This is a genomic window from Angelakisella massiliensis (assembly GCF_900104675.1).
Taxonomy (GTDB): domain Bacteria; phylum Bacillota; class Clostridia; order Oscillospirales; family Ruminococcaceae; genus Angelakisella; species Angelakisella massiliensis.
In genome coordinates this window covers 991,034-1,008,636 of the sequence record NZ_LT629945.1, presented here as the reverse complement: position 1 = coordinate 1,008,636, position 17,603 = coordinate 991,034, and the positions used below count along the sequence as shown (strand labels likewise).

The 17,603-nt window shown below is 54.5% G+C and carries 12 protein-coding genes; 1 reads left to right on the top strand and 11 read right to left on the bottom strand.

The window, feature by feature from the left end:
- Positions 1–14: 14 nt before the first annotated feature.
- The 11 genes from BQ5383_RS10100 to nifJ form a co-directional block, all read right to left on the bottom strand.
- Positions 15–1,106: a Nif3-like dinuclear metal center hexameric protein gene (locus BQ5383_RS10100; protein ID WP_071431669.1), complete on the bottom strand. Its 1,092-nt coding sequence runs from the start codon at positions 1,104–1,106 to the stop codon at positions 15–17.
- Complete coding sequence (locus BQ5383_RS10095; RefSeq protein ID WP_071431667.1) at positions 1,103–1,777, bottom strand: class I SAM-dependent methyltransferase; 675 nt, start codon at positions 1,775–1,777, stop codon at positions 1,103–1,105. Before BQ5383_RS10095 ends, BQ5383_RS10100 begins: the two co-directional genes overlap by 4 nt.
- 222 nt (positions 1,778–1,999) lie before the next feature.
- Entirely contained in the window at positions 2,000–2,860 is an 861-nt protein-coding gene (locus BQ5383_RS10090) for a ParB/RepB/Spo0J family partition protein (protein WP_071431665.1), read from the bottom strand.
- Between the two features lie 15 nt (positions 2,861–2,875).
- The gene (locus BQ5383_RS10085) at positions 2,876–3,649 is read right to left on the bottom strand and encodes a ParA family protein (RefSeq protein WP_071431663.1); all 774 of its coding nucleotides are present in this window, start codon (positions 3,647–3,649) and stop codon (positions 2,876–2,878) included.
- A 437-nt stretch (positions 3,650–4,086) separates the two neighbouring features.
- Positions 4,087–4,236: a hypothetical protein gene (locus BQ5383_RS21105; protein ID WP_172724612.1), complete on the bottom strand. Its 150-nt coding sequence runs from the start codon at positions 4,234–4,236 to the stop codon at positions 4,087–4,089.
- A 600-nt stretch (positions 4,237–4,836) separates the two neighbouring features.
- Complete coding sequence (locus BQ5383_RS10075; RefSeq protein ID WP_071431659.1) at positions 4,837–5,667, bottom strand: ParB/RepB/Spo0J family partition protein; 831 nt, start codon at positions 5,665–5,667, stop codon at positions 4,837–4,839.
- Between the two features lie 145 nt (positions 5,668–5,812).
- Positions 5,813–6,523, bottom strand: a complete 711-nt coding sequence (rsmG, locus tag BQ5383_RS10070; protein ID WP_071431657.1) for a 16S rRNA (guanine(527)-N(7))-methyltransferase RsmG — start codon at positions 6,521–6,523, stop codon at positions 5,813–5,815.
- The gene (mnmG, locus tag BQ5383_RS10065; protein ID WP_235821967.1) at positions 6,516–8,426 is read right to left on the bottom strand and encodes a tRNA uridine-5-carboxymethylaminomethyl(34) synthesis enzyme MnmG; all 1,911 of its coding nucleotides are present in this window, start codon (positions 8,424–8,426) and stop codon (positions 6,516–6,518) included. The genes rsmG and mnmG overlap by 8 nt, the downstream gene beginning before the upstream one ends.
- Before the next feature lie 167 nt (positions 8,427–8,593).
- Positions 8,594–9,424 carry an alpha/beta hydrolase gene (locus BQ5383_RS10060; RefSeq protein WP_071431655.1) on the bottom strand — a complete coding sequence of 277 codons (831 nt, stop codon included), beginning with the start codon at positions 9,422–9,424 and terminating at the stop codon, positions 8,594–8,596.
- Positions 9,425–9,701: 277 nt separating this feature from the next.
- On the bottom strand, positions 9,702–11,099 hold the full coding sequence (mnmE, locus tag BQ5383_RS10055) for a tRNA uridine-5-carboxymethylaminomethyl(34) synthesis GTPase MnmE (protein ID WP_235821966.1): 1,398 nt from the start codon (positions 11,097–11,099) through the stop codon (positions 9,702–9,704).
- A gap of 971 nt (positions 11,100–12,070) precedes the next feature.
- A complete protein-coding gene (gene nifJ, locus BQ5383_RS10045; RefSeq protein WP_071431651.1) occupies positions 12,071–15,604 on the bottom strand; it encodes a pyruvate:ferredoxin (flavodoxin) oxidoreductase in 3,534 nt (1,177 codons plus the stop codon).
- A gap of 134 nt (positions 15,605–15,738) precedes the next feature.
- Between nifJ and BQ5383_RS10040 the strand changes: the two genes are divergently transcribed.
- Entirely contained in the window at positions 15,739–16,095 is a 357-nt protein-coding gene (locus tag BQ5383_RS10040) for a hypothetical protein (protein ID WP_071431649.1), read from the top strand.
- Positions 16,096–17,603 lie beyond the last annotated feature (1,508 nt).

Here is a 17,603-nt window from a genome sequence, read left to right as displayed (position 1 = left end):
TGTCCCCTTTCCTTTCAGCCTGCAATCTCCCCCTGATAGGCTGTGGCCATGGCAACGGGAACTTTCTCCACCACCTGCGCGGCCAGCTGCCGGGTCAGCCATGGGATGGCCACCACTTCAGTGGCGTAATGGCTGGCGTCATAGAGGGTGACCCCCAGCTGCTCAGCTTCCATAAACTGATGATGTTTGACCTCAGCGGTCACAAAGGCCTGGTATTGCCATCCGTGGGCTTTCATGGCTTCGGCCATCAGTTCCCCGCCGCTTCCTCCACACAGTCCCACCTGGCGGATCAATCTTTGGCCAGGATTGTACCTGGGCGTTATATGCAGCCGCTCCTGGATGAGCTGGGCAAAAGCCTTCTCGGTCATGGGTTCCGGCAACTCTCCAACACAGCCCAGCCAATATTCTTCCCCAAAGTTCTCCAGGGTCCAGATATCCCATACCGGTTTTTCATAGGGGTGATTCTGCTTCAAAGCCTCCACCACCTGGGATTCCAGCTCCGGGGGAAAGGCGGTTTCCATCCGCACTTCCTCCACCTTTTCCATACGTCCCACCGTTCCCAACACAGGATGGGAGCCCTCCATGGGACAGAAGCGGCCCTGGCCCTGGGTGAAGAAACAAACGCCGCTGTAGTCTCCCCCATCGCCGCAGCCAGCCTCAGACAAAGCCTGATACAGCTGTTCCGCCTGGGCCTTGGGCACATAGGTTGTCAGTTTTTTCCAGTTTTTCATTTTTTCTCTCAGCAGCGGGCGGATATTTTCAAGTCCCAATGTCTCCGCCAGCGCCCGGTTGACCCCCTGATCCGCCATATCATAACAGGTGTGCAGGGAAAGGATGGAGATTCCCCGGCGGGCCGCCTCAAAGGCAATGTTTCCGGCGGTAAATCTCTTTTGAGCATGAAAAATCACCGGATGATGGGTCACAATGAGATTGCAGCCCTTGGCCTCCGCTTCTTTCACCACCGGCAGGGTAGCGTCCAGCGCAGTGAGGATACCTGTTACCTCTTCCTCCGGGTCCCCCACCAATAAACCGCTGTTGTCCCAATCCAAAGCGCTGTTCAGCGGGGCCAGCTGATCCCCGCAGCGTACCACTTCTTTGATTTTCATTGCTCCATCCTCCTTTTGACAGCTTGTATCAGTGCTTCCGTTTCCTGCAGCTCTCCCATCCGGTCGCCGGTTCCCTGAGCCAGCCCTTTCCGCCGCTTTTCCAGCGCCGCCAGCACCTTTTTCCCATAGGCCTCAGCTTCATCGGTGGAAAAGTCGATTTTTCCCACATATTCTTCCTCCGGCAGATGGGCTTCCCTCCGGCCGGTATAGATCACTCTCATCACCGAATAGGGACGTCCGGCGGCCACGCAGCATTTCTCTTCCTCCACATAAAACCCTTCCTGGAACAGAAATCTCCGCAGGTGTTCCCCCTTGGACATGGGCTGGAGGCAAAAGACCTTGTCTGACCGGCGGCTGCCGGGCCAACGGTCCAGGATCTGGGCCATCAAATCCCCGCCCATTCCCGCAATAAACACCTCGTCCACCTCTTCGGGGTCGATGCCGGTGAGACCGTCGGTGAGCACCAGCTGAATACGCTCCTCCAATCCCCGGCGGATCACTTCCTGGCGGGCTTTATCAAGAGGCATGGCATTGATATCCGCGGCGATGCCACGCTGAGCGATTCCCTCTTCCACCAGCGAACAGATCAGATAACCGTGATCGGTGCCGATATCCGCCCCGCAGCGGCAGGGGCGTGCCATTTCTTTGATCAGGGTCAGTCGTTGGTCCATGGTTTTCTCCTTTGGTGTCCTAATAGCATTGATTTGCTGTATATCTTGTCCAAAATTAAATATGGTATTTTATCAAAGTCGCCTTGTTTTAAACCATTATCAAGAAGGGAAAGGGCGATTTTCCCCTGAAAAGCAATGGGAAAACGCCCTTTTCTGCTTTTGATGTTATTGGGAATTGAGAATGCGGTCTGTCACAAAAGAGCGCTGCTGCCCCAAGTGACTTTACTGCTCCTCTTTTGCCAGCCGGGCGGCCAGATCCTCCAGCTCCTCCCGGGAATAAAACTGGATTTCCAGGGTGCCGGTGTCTCCTTTTTTGCGGACCTTCACCTTTCTGCCCAAAGTATCCCGCAGGCTCAGCTCCACTTCTTTATAATAGGAATCACCCCAAGCGGATTTTTCCTTTTCCTTGGGCTCTTTGGCGGGGGCATCGGGCTTTTTGGCCAGCTGTTCCAGCTGCCGGACTGTCAGTCCCTCCACAATCACCCGGTCCAGCAGACTGTCTATCCGCTCTTCCTCCACACCTGCCAATACCCGGGCATGGCCAGGGGTGATGCCGCCGTTTTCCAGTTCATCCAGCACCCGGGGCGGCAGGGACAGCAGCCGCAGGGCATTGGCGATAACCGGACGGGATTTTCCTACCCGTGCAGCCACCTGTTCCTGGGTCATGCCATAGGTTTCCATCAGTGCTTTGTAGCCCTGAGCCTCCTCAATCACCGTCAGATCTTCCCGCTGAAGGTTCTCAATAAGGGCCAGTTCCATCACCTTATTATCATCGGCATCCACCACAATGGCGGGAATATCCCGCTGCTCCGCCAGACGGGAGGCTCTCCACCGACGCTCTCCGGCGATGATCTGATAGGTGCCGCCGGGAATAGCCCGCACCACAATGGGCTGCAGCACCCCATGCTCCCGGATGGAATCCGCCAGCTCCTGGAGGGCTTCCTGATCAAACCGGTCCCGGGGCTGATCCTTGTTTGGCTCCACATCTGAAAGCCGCAGCCGCATCAGGGAACCGGATTCTTCCGCTTCATTATCCAAAAACAGGGCATTGAGCCCCTTGCCCAAACCGCCTTTTTTGGCCATTTTCAGGTCCCTCCTTTATTTTTTGGTCCTGTTGTTGCGGATGACCTCCGCAGTCAGGTTCATATAAGCTTCCGCTCCCCGGGAACTGCGGTCATAATACATGATTGGCTGGCCGAAGCTGGGCGCCTCAGAAAGCCGGACATTCCGGGGAATAATGGTTTTGAAAATCTTGCCCGCAAAGAATTTTTTCACTTCATCCACCACCTGGAGGGTGAGATTCAGGCGGCTGTCGTACATGGTCAGCAGCACCCCTTCGATTTCCAGCTGGCTGTTGTACATCCGTTTTACGGTGCGCACGGTGCTCATCAGCTGAGAAAGGCCCTCCAAAGCGTAATATTCCGGCTGAATGGGAATGAGGATGGTATCCGAAGCCGCCAAAGCGTTGACGGTGATCAACCCCAGAGAGGGCGGACAATCGATGATAATGAAATCATACTGGTCCTTTACCTGAAGGAGAGAGGCGCGCAGGCCCAGGGAACGGTTTTCCAGCTCCACCAGCTCGATTTCCGCTCCTGCCAGGGAAATATGGCTGGGAACGATGCTGACATTCTTAAATTTGGTACGGATGGTGGCCTTTTCCACCGGAGTGCTTAAAATCAGCACATCATAGCCGGAAATTTCCACCTCTTTTTTACTGATGCCAAAGCCGCTGGTGGCATTTCCCTGGGGGTCCAGGTCCACCAACAGCACCTTTTTGCCCTTTTCACCCAGTCCGGCCGCCAGATTCACTGCCGTTGTGGTCTTTCCCACGCCGCCTTTCTGGTTGGCCACAGCAATAATTTTGCCCATTTTTCCATCTCTCCTTGTTTTGCTCCAGCCGGTGAAGCGGCTGTTCCCTCTCCTGGGCCGATCTGTGGCTCTCCAGGGATCGCTGCATCATCTTCCAGGGATCTTCCCACCATGGGGCCAAAATCCTTTGGAAATCCCCTTTTGGGGGACAAATCACTCCTTTTCCTCCTGAAAACCGAGGTAAAAGAGCGTTCTTTCTTCGACAAAAACTATTATAGCACACTTTTTATGGGTGTAACAAGGGTGCTTCACTGGTTTCAGAAAATGTTTCACGTGAAACATGACCCAGGATGTCTTTGTCAAAGCAGTTGGAAAACAAAGTTTTTCAAAAAGCAGCATCAAGAAGATAGCTCTAAACAATTTGCTCCTGCCAGATCAAGCAGTGTTTCACGTGAAACATCACCCGTTCCTCTCAAATCACACTGAGAGAAAGCTTTTCAAACAATGGCAGCATGGAACAGACACGTCCAGCCTGGTTCCGGCCAAATCAGTAATGTTTCACGTGAAACATCAGGAGCCAGAAAAGGATTTTCAGAAGAAAGATGCAATATAACCGCTGAAAATAGATTTTTAAGAGGCAAAATCATGTAAGACCTCCTCCCTGTAATTTCTTTGACCTTACTGATTCTTCCGCGGTTCCTCAGCAGAGGCTTCATCGTTTCCGAAAAGATAGCCATTATAAAAGCAGCCCGGCAATTCTTGAACCGGTATTTTTCCTTTCAGCCCAAAGATCATACTTCTTTGCCTGCTTCACCAACACCGTTCTTATCTCCACCACCACTCCATTTTCCCCATCAGATAGCTTGCCGCTCTTCAGGATAAAACCACAAGTTCTCACCAGATATGAAAGCAATAACAAGGTTAATTTATTCTAACATTTTTTCTCTCCACTGTCCCCCCTTGCTGCTGTGTCTCTGGCAACCCACATTCAAAACAGCTCCGGATTTTTCTCAAGTCCTGGAATGAAAGGATTTTCTTGCTGCTGCTGAAAAAATTGAGAAACGCAGGATATCCGCAGTCCTGTTTTCCGCCATTTTACGTTTCATTCCATCCATTTTGCCTGAAAAGAAAAAAGCCGGCCCTCAGGACCGGCTCCTTTCTTCTGCTCCGAAGAACAGATCAGGTTGGGAAGTGATATGATCAACTCTCTGATGAGAGAGAGTGACTGTAAAATAAAAAGCCTTCTTTCAAACTGCAACCGTCTGAGACCGTTTTTTTGCAGTCTTGGCCTTTGGCACCCGAACAGTGTAGCAAACACAGTCCTCCTCTTCGGATTTCTCCGTTTTTACCGGAATACCTGCCTCCTTCAGCTGTGCCACCGCCTTATCCATGGTGGAAAAAATCAAACGATAATCCCGCAAATGTCCCGATGGCCGATTCCTTCTTCCCTGCTCCTCTGCCAAACGGGCAATATAGCTTTCCCCTTGGGCCGATGTGAGATGATGGGCCGCAATATAACGACAGGCTTTCAGCTGCCGTTCCTCTCCTTCCAACCGAAGAAGCGCTCTGGCAGTCCGCTCTGTCAAACCCAGTTCTTCCACCGTATCCCGCACAGCCGGAGAAAGACGCAGCAGCCGCAGTTTATTGGCGACAGTAGGCTGAGCCATATCCAGCACGGCACATATTTTCTGCTGGCTCAGTCCGCTTTCCTGTATCAGCTGGTAAATTCCTTCCGCTTCCTCAAAAAAGCTGAGATTCTCCCGATGTAGATTCTCGATGAGGGTAAGCACCGCCGCCGAAAGATCATCCTTCTCCTGCACAATGGCGGGGATCTCCCACTGTCCCAATCTTCGGCAGGCCATCAACCGCCGCTCCCCGGCAATCAGCTGATATCCGCCCTCCTCATCCTTTCGGACGATAATGGGACTGAGCAGACCATTTTGAGCGATGCTTCGGGCGAGACTATCCAGCTCCTCCTCACCAAAATACCGGCGGGGCTGATAGGGACTGGGATGAATCTCCTCCACCGGCAGCAGCACCACTTTATTGACCACCTTGGGCCGTCCGCCGAATTTCATCCCCTCACCTCCAAAAAAACAGCGCCTGTGGCAGCCGGGCTTGTCCCGGTTCAGGTCCTTCTGGACCTATCATACCATCAGGCGCCAAAAAAGGCGAAGCTTTTCGTCCGTGAAAATTCCGCTGAAAAAGATCAATTTCGCCTCTTTACAACGGTCTTTTTGAAATTTGACCAGCGTTTCTGGGATATTTAGGGGGAGTTTGCGATATCTTTCGCACAATCACCAAAGTTCTGGGGTCGCCATTGGGCAAAGCGTAGTCATGAATCGCCTCCACCCTGCCGCCGCACAGCTCAATGGCCCGCTTTCCATCCTCCGCTTCCTGGCGGCCGCTGCTTCCCTTGAGGGCCAGCAATACGCCCCCCACCTTCACCAGCGGCAGGCAATATTCTGCCAATACACCCATAGCCGCCACTGCCCGTGAAGTAGCTACATCATATTTTTCCCGGTGTTTGGGGTCCTTTCCCGCTTCCTCCGCCCGGGCATGAAGTGTGACAGCATCAATACCCAACCGGGCGGAAAGATTCCGCAGGAAATTCAGCCGCTTTTCCAGGCTGTCCAAAAGGGTAAGCTGAATATCCGAGCGAATGAGCTTCATGGGGATGGAGGGAAAACCCGCTCCTGTCCCCACATCGATCAGGCGGGGATGCTCCGGCAGATCAAACATGGTCATGGGCAGCAGGCTGTCCACAAAATGCTTTACTGCAATACCTTCATCGTCTGTGATGGCGGTGAGATTGATTTTTTCATTCCACTCCTGGAGCATTTGGCAATAAATGGAAAATTTTAGATAATCTTCCTCCATCGGCTCTATTCCTGCCTGAGAAAGAAGATCCAAAAAAGCCTGTTTTTCAATCATGGCGGGTCCCTCCTTGCTTCCGTTGTTCCAGGGAAATGAGCAGCACCGAAATATCCGCCGGGCTCACCCCGGAAATTCTGGAAGCCTGTCCCAAACTCAGGGGACGGATACGGTTGAGTTTCTCGATGGCCTCCAGACGCAGTCCTCGGATCTCATGAAAGTCCTCGATCCCCTCCAGAGAGGTGGATTCCAAACGGCGCATCTGCTCCACCTGCGCCAGCTGCTTTTTGATGTAGCCTTCATACTTGATCTCAATTTCCACCTGTTCCACCACATGGGGATGGAGCTGGGGCCGTTCCGGATCAAAGGGAGCCAACCCCGCATAATCCACCTGAGGACGGCGAAGAAGATCGGTCATCCTGGTCCATTGGGTGATGGGTGCGGTACCCACCCCTTCCAGGTAAGCATTTACCGCATCAATGGGCGGAAGGGTCACCCGGGCCAAACGGGCTTTTTCCTCCTCCTTCTGCCGCTGCTGTTCCAGGAAGTTTTCATACCGCTCTTTGGAAATCAGGCCCAGCTCATATCCCAGAGGAGTGAGACGGACATCGGCGTTATCCTGCCGCAGCAGCAAACGGTATTCGCTTCGGCTGGTCATCATCCGGTAAGGGTCCATACATCCCTTGGTCACCAGGTCGTCAATGAGGGTTCCGATATAAGAACCGGACCGTTCCAGCACCAGGGGGGATTTTCCCTGAATCTTTCGTGCGGCATTCACGCCAGCCACAAAGCCCTGGACCGCCGCTTCCTCATAACCGGAAGTGCCGTTAAACTGTCCCGCTCCATACAGCCCGGGAACCTGTTTGAATTCCAGGGTGGGCAGCAGCACTGTGGGATCGATGCAGTCATATTCGATGGCATAAGCGGTGCGCATCAGCTGCACCCGCTCCAATCCACGGACAGTGCGGTACAACTCCACCTGTACCTCCTCCGGCAAGGAGGAGCTCATCCCCTGAAGATACATCTCCTCCGTATCGGCACCCATGGGCTCAATAAACATCTGATGCCGGGGCTTGTCCGAAAAGCGCATCACCTTATCCTCGATGCTGGGGCAGTACCGGGGGCCGATGCCCTCAATCTTGCCGCCATACAAGGGGGAACGGCCAATATTACGGCGGATCACCTCATGGGTGGCCTCGTTGGTATAGGCGATATGGCACACCATCTTATTGGAAAGGGTGGAGGCGTCAGTCTCAAAGGAAAAAGGAATCACCGGCTCCTCTCCCGGCTGCTCCTCCAGCACTGAAAAGTCAATGGAAGATTTCAGCACCCGGGCGGGGGTTCCTGTCTTGAAGCGCCGCAGGGAGATGCCCAGCGCCTCCAGGCTTTCACTCAGATGATTGGCTGGGTGCATTCCGTCAGGACCGCTCTCCTGGGAATATTCTCCCACAAAGATTTTGCCTTTCAAAAAGGTTCCTGTGGCGATAATGGCTGCGGAAACCTCATACCGTCCGCCCATGGCAGTGGTCACCGAAGCCACCCGGCCCTGATCATCCACCTCCAGGGAGACGATCTCGCCCTGGCGCACCAGCAAACCCGGCTGTGTCTCCACCACCTGTTTCATATACCGATGGTATGCCTGCCGGTCCGACTGGACCCGGAGGCTGTGGACAGCAGGTCCCTTACCCCGGTTGAGCATCCGGCTCTGGAGCATGGTGGCATCGGCAGCCTTGCCCATCTGTCCTCCCAAAGCGTCCAGTTCCCGGACCAGGTGGCCCTTGGCAGTTCCGCCGATGGAAGGATTACAGGGCATATTGGCAATGGCATCCAGACTGATGGTGAACAGCACCACCGAGCAGCCCAGCCGGGCCGCCGCCAAAGCCGCTTCCACTCCGGCGTGTCCGGCCCCGATCACTGCCACATCAAACCGCCCCGCGGCGTAGGGTTCCATGGTATCTTTCATGTTCTCGCTCCTGTTTCGGTCTAAAATATAATACAAATAGTTGAAATGCGCTTATGTTCATCAAAAAGTAAATTTATTTATCACCCTTGAAGGGGAAAATCACAAGGAGGTGCCGGCAGAAAATTCCAACAAAATGGATACTGCAATCCATCCTTACTGCTCCTGGATTACACCGGCAGCCATTCCAGCACCCTCTGGATTTCAGTATCCCAATAATCCCAGGTATGTGCTCCCGGAGATTCATAATAAGTATGGGGAATGCCCAAAGAAAGCAGGTGCTCATGGAAGCGGCGGTTGGAGGGCAGCACCCATTCATCCTCTGTACCGCAAATCATCATCAGTTTTGGAAGGACTTTGTTACCCTTGGCGGCATCTTCCGCAATGAGGAAAAGATTGTCTTCCCGTGAATTCAAAAACTCCTGAGGGGAGCCGTAGTTGAGATAAAAATGCATGGCTTTTTCATAGACATCACGGTCAAACATCTGCCGCTTTGCCCGAAATTCTTCAATGGATTGGATGCTCCGGGCTTCTTCCGGCAGGGGCTTATACCGGTCGCAGGCGGCGGAAAGACCAGCCGCATAAGAAAACCGTTCCGGCATACGCAGCCAGATCTTCAGTGCGCCATAACCACCCATGGAAAGTCCGGCGATAAAGTTTTCCTCCCGTTTTTCGCTTAAAGGAAAATAGCTGTGACTGATTTCCCAAACCTCCTGGGAGACATAGTCGAAATAAGGATATCCGTATCTCTGATTGGTGTACTCCCCCAACAGATTGGACATCATCACCATGGCCAGGGGCTTTTTCTCCCCATACCGCTCCACCGAAGTCATCCGCTGCCAGTCGCTGTGATCTCCTCCCCGACCATGAAGCAGATAAAGGACCGGAAGAGGGGTCTTGCCATCCCATCCGCTCTGACTTCCGGGCTGGGGCAAAATAACCTGCAGCTGGGCATTGGTATGAAGCATCTGAGAAAAAAATTCCAATTCCAAAAAAGCCATTGCTGTATCCTCCTTGTCAGGATGGGCTGCTTTCCCATCTATGGCCCTATAGTTGGATATTTTGATCCAGAGCCGTTACATGATAAAAATCGGAATATCATAAGAAAAAGATGCAAAGCCAAAACATGAATCAGTGGCCCGATGATTCAATCACAGGACAGTGATACGGCTTTGTTCTTTTCCATCTAACACCAGGCACAATGGTTATGTTCGACTATTTTTACCCATTTAAAATAAATACTACCAGTTTACTTTTTCTATATAATACTAATCGTATTTATTTTCCTACACAAAATTGCTCAAATACCCGGTCGATCACCGCTTCACTGGCCTTTTGCCCAGTCAGCTCCAACAGAGCATCAATGGCCTCCTCCAGCTCCACTGAGACAGCATCCAAAGTCTGGCCGTAGCCCAGAGCGTTTTTCGCCTCCTCCAAGCTCCGGAGGGCCCTGGTGACACAGGACAGCTGCCGCTGATTTGCCAGCATCCCGGCACTGCTGTCCAGCTGATTGAGACCCACCAGCTCACTGATGGCCTGTTCCAGCTGTTCCAACCCCTCTCCTTCCCGGGCGGAAATCTCCAGCACCCGGCAGACATGACGGCGGATTTCATCCAGGTCCGCCTGGCGGGGCAGATCGCTTTTATTGCACAGACCGATTGCCAAGCGACCATCCAGCCGTTCCAGCAAGCTTCGATCCCCTTCGGTGAGGGGCCGGGAACCATCAAAGACCGCCAGAATCAGGTCGCAGGTTTCCAGACGGCTGACGCTTCGCTCCACTCCCATCCGCTCCACCACATCGGAGGTATTGCGGATACCGGCAGTATCGCTGAGATGGAGCACCAGATCCCCTACCCGAACGGTATCTTCGATCACGTCCCGGGTGGTGCCGGGGATATCGGTGACGATGCTCTTCTCATAACCGGTCAGCAAATTCATCAGGGTGGACTTGCCCACATTGGCGCTGCCCACGATAGCGGTGGAGATCCCCTGGCGGATCATCCGGCCCTGGTCATAACCGGAGGCCAGCTTGGCCAGACGGCTCCCAGCCTCTGTCAGGGTGTGGGACAGGTCACTCATCAGTACCTCCTCCACATCCTCCTCCGGATAATCGATCCAAGCTGAAATATGCGCGGCTGCATCCATAAGCAGGTCATTGATCTCCCGGATAGCGTGGAACAAGGCGCCGTCCCGGGCCTGCAAAGCAGCTCTCGCCGCCTGACGGCTCTCCCCGGCCACCAGATCAACCACACTTTCTGCCTGAGGCAGGGTCATCTTGCCATTGAGAAAAGCCCGTTTGGTAAACTCTCCCCGTCCGGCGGGAACCGCCCCCGCCCCGATTGCTGCCGCCAACACCTTTTCCAGCAGGAAAGCGCTGCCGTGGCAGCTCAGCTCCGCTACATCTTCTCCCGTATAGCTGTAGGGAGCCCGATAGACAAACAGCACCGCTTCATCCAGATCCCCTTCCCCATCATGAACCCGTCCCAGACAGCCGGTGTACCCTTTCATATCCAATGGGGACTTTTTACCTTTGAATATACGATCTGTAATTTTCAATGCCTCTGGTCCCGATATCCGCACCACACCGATTCCTCCGCCGGCGCCGGTAGCGATGGCGGCGATGGTCTGCCGCTCCATAGCCATATGCTGTTCCCCTTTCATTCCAGGCTGATCCATACAAGCCGCCCCTTCATTTACAGTGATTATGATAGCACAACCAGGCTCTAAAAGAAAGGGGAACCTTTTATCAGGGGTAGTTGCCGCTTTCGATCAGGTGCAGATGTACTCTCTTTTTTGGATGGAAGTTGGAGAAAAGTTTGTACCAAGGGGTACGCCCAAAGGGACTCGTCCCTTTGGAATCCCATTGTTTAGGCTGTAGCGATCTAGTTAGTCCGGCAAACAGCCTGCCACAGTTTTGGTCTGTACCTTTTAGTGTTAAGGGGAACGGACAGAAAGGCAGGTTTGTGTCTCTATCAGAGTATCGTCAAAGCCATCCGCTCGCCGGTTGTCTGGGTAAAGCCAGACAATCCACTCGCTGCTCTCGGGCGGGAGTGATTTCCATTTTATAAGGAAAAAAGATTCTGGCCGCCCAAGGCGGCCAAAGGGGGCGGCGGATAAACCGCCGCCCCCCAATCTGTCTCAAAACATGTTTCCCATGACAAACCAAATTCAAAGTCATAAAAAATCAAACGCATATCCTGATTTTTATACCTCGACCTGCTCCATAAGGTCGGGAAACCGTGGATATCGTCGCTGGTTTTCTGGGGAATCTGCGGCGTATCCAGGGGGACTGTGGCCTCCTGGAAGTGTGCCAAACCCCTTCGGCGCAGTAAAAGGCCCCTGCGGGACCCAAAGGGACCAGCAGGACCTTGCAGACTGTAGAAAAACCTATTTTAAAGAGAAAACAAAATTGAAAATCATAAAAATCAGGACATGTGCCTGATTTTTATACCACGACCCGCGCCCACCGGGGCGCGAAACCGGGGGTATCGCCGCTGGTTTCGTCAGGAACCAGGCGGCGTATCCAGGGGGTATGGGATACCCCCTGGAAGCGTGTCGAACTTTTTCGACACGCTCAAAGGCCCCTGCGGGACCCAAAGGGACCAGCAGGGGCCTTGATGCCTTATAAAACCGGCGTACGGCTGAAATTACTCGTAGAGATCCTTCAGCTTCAGCAGGTGGTTGTATCTGGCAACGGAGTTCTCCTCGGCCTTCTCGAACAGAACAGAAGCTCTCTCGGGGAAGGAGCGGGTGAGGGAGGAATAACGAGCCTCGCCCAGGATGAAGTCCTTGTAGCTGGTGGTAGGAGCCTTGCTGTCCAGGGTGAAGGGGTTCTTGCCCTCGGCCTTGGCAGCGGGGTTGAAGCGGAACATATTCCAGTAACCGCAATCCACAGCCTTCTTCATCTCCATCTGGCAGTTGGCCATACCGCCCTTGATGCTGTGCATCTCGCAGGGAGAGTAGCCAATGATCAGAGAAGGACCAGGATAAGCCTCAGCCTCAGAAATCGCCTTGATGGTCTGGTTCATGTCAGCGCCCATAGCGATCTGAGCAACATAGACATAACCATAGGACATCGCGATCTCAGCCAGGCTCTTCTTGGCCAGAGCCTTACCAGCAGCAGCGAACTGAGCAACCTGACCGATCTGGGAGGCCTTGGAAGCCTGACCACCGGTGTTGGAGTAAACCTCAGTATCGAAGACCATCACGTTGACATCCTCACCGGAAGCCAGAACATGGTCCACACCGCCGAAGCCGATATCATAGGCCCAGCCGTCACCACCGAAGATCCAGACGGACTTCTTGGACAGGTACTCCTTATCCTTCAGGATCTCCTTGGCAGCGTCGCAGCCGCAAGCTTCCAGAGCAGCGATCAGGGCATCGGTAGCAGGAGTGTTCTCCTTGCCGTTGTCCTTGGTGGCCAGGTACTTCTCAGCAGCAGCCTTCACAGCCTCGTTGTCGGTAGAAGCAGCCAGAGCCTCAACCTTGGCAATCAGGCGGTTACGGACAGCCTTCTGACCCAGCAGCATACCAAGACCATGCTCGGCGTTATCCTCGAACAGGGAGTTGGCCCAAGCGGGACCATGGCCCTTCTTGTCGGTGCAGTAGGGAGAAGTAGCAGCGGGACCACCCCAGATGGAGGAGCATCCGGTAGCGTTGGAGACATACATTCTGTCGCCGAACAGCTGAGTGATCAGGCGGGCATAAGCAGTCTCGGCGCAGCCTGCGCAGGAGCCGGAGAACTCCAGGTAGGGCTGAGCGAACTGGCTGCCCTTAACGGTGTCAACAGCAGGCATATCGTCCTTCTTGGAGACGTTGGCAACCATGTAATCGAAGACAGGCTGCTGAACCTCCTGAGACTCTCTGGGCTTCATAACCAGAGCCTTGGTCTTGGCGGGGCATACGCTGACGCAGACGCCGCAGCCCATGCAGTCCAGAGGAGACACGCTCATGGTGAAGGTGTAGTTCTCAAAGCCCTTGCCGGCCATCTTAGCCTTCTTGGTGGCCTCGGGAGCCTTGGCGGCCTCGTCAGCGTTCATCGCGAAGGGACGGATGGTGGCATGAGGACAAACATAAGAGCAGCGGTTGCACTGAATGCAGTTCTCAGGCAGCCACTCGGGCACCATAACGGCAACACCGCGCTTCTCGTAAGCGGAAGCACCCTGCTCGAAGGTACCGTCGGCGTGAGCAACGAAAGCGGAAACAGGCAGGCTGTCGCCGTCCATCTTGGAAACGGGCTCCATGATATCCTTGACCATGGTGACCAGCTTCTCAGGACCAGCCAGCTTGACGTCGTCCTTCTTGTCCTCGGCGGTAGCCCAGTCAGCGGGAACGTCGATCTTCACGAAGGCGGAAACACCAGCGTCGATAGCCTTGTGGTTCATCTCCACCACGTCCTGGCCCTTCTTGGAGTAGGACTTGGTAGCAGCATCCTTCATGTACTGAACAGCTTCCTCGATGGGCATAACCTTAGCCAGAGCAAAGAAGGCAGCCTGGAGGATGGTGTTGGTACGCTTGCCCATACCGATCTGGATAGCCAGGTCGATAGCGTTAACGGTGTACAGCTGGATGTTGTTCTTGGCAATGTATCTCTTGGCCTCAGCGGGCATATGCTCGTTGAGCTCCTCGGGAGCCCACTGGCAGTTGATCAGGAACACACCGCCGGGCTTAACGTCACGGACCATCTTGTAGCCCTTGATGACGTAAGAGGGGTTGTGGCAGGCCACGAAGTCGGCCTTGTTGATATAGTAAGGAGCGCGGATGGGATGATCACCGAAGCGCAGGTGGGAGATGGTGATACCACCGGTCTTCTTGGAGTCATACTGGAAGTAAGCCTGAACATACTTGTCGGTATGGTCGCCGATGATCTTGATGGAGTTCTTGTTGGCGCCAACGGTACCGTCGCCGCCCAGACCCCAGAACTTGCACTCGATGGTTCCCTCAGCAGCGGTGTTGGGGGAAACTTCCTCAGGCAGGGACAGGTTGGTGACATCGTCCACAATGCCCAGGGTGAAGCGGCGCTTGGGCTCGTCCTTGGCAAGCTCGGTGTACACAGCGAAGATGCTGGAAGGAGGAGTATCCTTGGAGCCCAGACCATAGCGGCCAGCCACAACCTTCATCGCTCTGCCGGCTTCGGCCAGGGAGGTGACCACATCCAGATACAGAGGATCGCCCAGAGCACCGGGCTCTTTGGTACGGTCCAGAACAGCGATCTTCTTGGCGGTAGCGGGGATAGCGGCAAGGAGCTTGTCAGCAGCGAAGGGACGATACAGACGAACCTTCACCAGACCAACCTTCTCGCCCTTGGCGGTCAGGTAGTCGATAACTTCCTCAGCCACATCGCAGATGGAGCCCATAGCGATGATGACGCGGTCAGCATCGGCAGCGCCGTAGTAGTTGAACAGCTTGTAGTCGGTGCCCAGCTTGGCGTTGACCTTGTCCATGTACTTCTCAACAACAGCGGGAACGGCCTCATAGTACTCGTTGCAGGCCTCACGATGCTGGAAGAAGATATCGCCGTTCTCATGAGAACCGCGCATTACAGGACGCTCGGGGTTCAGAGCGCGCTTACGGAACGCATCAACAGCGTCCATGTTGCACATTTCCTTCAGGTCCTCGTAATCCCAGATAGCGATCTTCTGGATCTCGTGGGAAGTACGGAAACCATCGAAGAAGTTGATGAAGGGAACACGGCCCTCGATGGCAGCCAGGTGAGCCACAGCGCCCAGGTCCATAACTTCCTGAGGATTGGACTCAGCCAGCATCGCAAAACCGGTCTGACGGCAGGCGTAGACGTCGGAATGGTCACCGAAGATGTTCAGCGCGTGAGAAGCCACGGTTCTGGCGGAAACGTGGAACACGCAGGGCAGCAGCTCGCCGGCGATCTTGTACATGTTGGGGATCATCAGCAGCAGGCCCTGAGAAGCGGTGTAGGTGGTGGTCAGAGCGCCCGCGGCCAGAGAGCCGTGAACAGTACCGGCAGCACCCGCCTCAGACTGCATCTCGATTACCTTTACTTCGGTGCCGAAGATGTTCTTCTGGCCAGCAGCTGCCCACTGGTCAACGTAGTCAGCCATGGGGCTGGACGGAGTGATGGGGTAAATGCCCGCCACTTCGGTAAACGCATAGGACACATATGCCGCAGCGTTATTGCCGTCCATGGTTTTCATTTTTCTTACCATAGATTTTTCCTCCCTGTTATTTTTGGTTTCCCATGCCTGTGTGCCTCTTTGCCGTATACTCTGGCAAAGGTGCCGCACACTTATCTAAATTTTATCACCTTTTTCAGGAAGTGTAAAGTGCATGGGGCCGAGAAATGTCTTCTTTTACCTCTTTCCACCTGATAAATTTACATTCCCGCAGGGTGGTTTTCCCATCTGTTCCGCCAGAGAAAGAAATGCGTCCGGCAGGGAGGGAAGGAAAGCGCAACGGAAATTATTTTTTTAAGGAAAAAGGAACGGCTGATTTTGTCTCTCCGCCCGATACACTGGGAAAATGGCTTCAAGTTGCCCCTAGGCTCTGGCATGAAAACAAAGTTTGTGCAGCAAAACAAACGCTGTTTCTTTTGGAAAAGAAAGTGAAAGATTGCGGACCCGGCACAGCCGGGGAGGATTACTTTTTTGCTGAGGCACTAGTCTGCAGCCCTCATGCCGGGCGGGCACTTCCTTTGTAATGAAACAAAGGAAGCAAAATTCACCAGCGTTCCGCTTCGCCGACACAAAGTCCGCTATGCTCCAGCCCCCTGGGCGGGGGCTATCCGCCCGCTCCCTTGTGCCGGCTCCTCCGGGAAAAGTCACGCTTGCTTCGGCTGCTCGGTTGGTAAACGCCCTCACGACGCCTCCGCTGCGCTACCAACTTTTCCCGGTCGTTGGTTATTTCCGTTTTAAAGGAAAAAAGAACGGCTGCTTTTGCTTCCCCGCCCGGTACGCTCGGAAAAATGGCCCAAGGGGCCTGCTCCGCCCCGTGGTCCATTTTTTGCCGCCTGACACACGGGGGCGGCATACCCTCGCTCCTACCCACGGCAGGAAGTACAGATACCGCCGCCTTGCTAATACCGGAATTCCGCTGCCGCCCTCGCAGACGCAAAGTCCGCTATGCTCCGGTCCCCTGTACGGGGACCATCCGCCCGCTCCCTTGTGCCGGCTCCTCCGGGAAAAGTCACGCTTGCTTCGGCTGCTCGGTTGGTAAACGCCCTCCCGACGCCTCCGCTGCGCTAGCAACTTTTCCCGGGCGCTGGTTATTTCCATTTTATAAGGAAAAAAGAACGGCTGCTTTTGCTTCCCCGCCCGGTACGCTCGGAAAAATGGCCCAAGGGGCCTGCTCCGCCCCGTGGTCCATTTTTTGCCGCCTGACACACGGGGGCGGCATTCCCTCGCTCCGACCCACGGCAGAAAGTACAGATACCGCCGCCTTGCTAATACCGGAATTCCGCTGCCGCCCTCGCAGACACAAAGTCCGCTGTGCTCCAGCCCCCTGGGCGGGGGCTATCCGCCCGCTCCCTTGTGTCGGCTCCTCCGGGAAAAGTCACGCTTGCTTCGGCTGCTCGGTTGTAAACGCCCTCACGACGCCTCTGCTGCGCTAGCAACTTTTCCCGGGCGTTGGTTATTTCCATTGTATAAGGAAAAAAGAACGGCTGCTTTTGCTGTCCCGCCTGGTACGCTCGGAAAATCGCTTCAAGTCGCCCCTCCGCTCCGACGCGGGGACAAAGTTCATTTCGTTCCGGTCCTCTAAGCGAGGACCATCCACTCCATTTCCTTGCCCCCGCTTCTCCGAAAAAAGTCCCGCTTGCTTCGCCTGCTCGGTTGGTAAACGCCCTCACAACGGCTCCACTGCGCTAGCAACTTTTTTCGGTATGCTAAGGTAGTTTTAGTTGCCGCCTGACACACGGGGGCGGCATTCCCTCGCTCCTACCCACGGCAGGAAGTACAGATACCGCCGCCTTGCTAATACCGGAATTCCGCTGCCGCCCTCGCAGACGCAAAGTCCGCTATGCTCCGGTCCCCTGTACGGGGACCATCCGCCCGCTCCCTTGCGTCTGCTTCTCCGGAAAAAGTCACGCTTGCTCCGGCTGCTCGGTTGTAAACGTCCTCCCGACGCCTCCGCTGCGCTAGCAACTTTTTCCGGGCGACGGTGTTTTTATTTGATGCGGAACCGGTATTCCGTTGCGCGGATAAGGTAGAA

What these genes read in the sequence shown, in the direction of transcription:
- BQ5383_RS10100 (WP_071431669.1), bottom strand. Translation starts at nt 1,106, where the DNA reads ATGAAAATCAAAGAAGTGGTACGCTGCGGGGATCAGCTGGCCCCGCTG.
- BQ5383_RS10095 (WP_071431667.1), bottom strand. Translation starts at nt 1,777, where the DNA reads ATGGACCAACGACTGACCCTGATCAAAGAAATGGCACGCCCCTGCCGC.
- BQ5383_RS10090 (WP_071431665.1), bottom strand. Translation starts at nt 2,860, where the DNA reads ATGGCCAAAAAAGGCGGTTTGGGCAAGGGGCTCAATGCCCTGTTTTTG.
- BQ5383_RS10085 (WP_071431663.1), bottom strand. Translation starts at nt 3,649, where the DNA reads ATGGGCAAAATTATTGCTGTGGCCAACCAGAAAGGCGGCGTGGGAAAG.
- BQ5383_RS21105 (WP_172724612.1), bottom strand. Translation starts at nt 4,236, where the DNA reads ATGATTTTGCCTCTTAAAAATCTATTTTCAGCGGTTATATTGCATCTT.
- BQ5383_RS10075 (WP_071431659.1), bottom strand. Translation starts at nt 5,667, where the DNA reads ATGAAATTCGGCGGACGGCCCAAGGTGGTCAATAAAGTGGTGCTGCTG.
- rsmG (WP_071431657.1), bottom strand. Translation starts at nt 6,523, where the DNA reads ATGATTGAAAAACAGGCTTTTTTGGATCTTCTTTCTCAGGCAGGAATA.
- mnmG (WP_235821967.1), bottom strand. Translation starts at nt 8,426, where the DNA reads ATGAAAGATACCATGGAACCCTACGCCGCGGGGCGGTTTGATGTGGCA.
- BQ5383_RS10060 (WP_071431655.1), bottom strand. Translation starts at nt 9,424, where the DNA reads ATGGCTTTTTTGGAATTGGAATTTTTTTCTCAGATGCTTCATACCAAT.
- mnmE (WP_235821966.1), bottom strand. Translation starts at nt 11,099, where the DNA reads ATGGATCAGCCTGGAATGAAAGGGGAACAGCATATGGCTATGGAGCGG.
- nifJ (WP_071431651.1), bottom strand. Translation starts at nt 15,604, where the DNA reads ATGGTAAGAAAAATGAAAACCATGGACGGCAATAACGCTGCGGCATAT.
- BQ5383_RS10040 (WP_071431649.1), top strand. Translation starts at nt 15,739, where the DNA reads ATGTCTTCTTTTACCTCTTTCCACCTGATAAATTTACATTCCCGCAGG.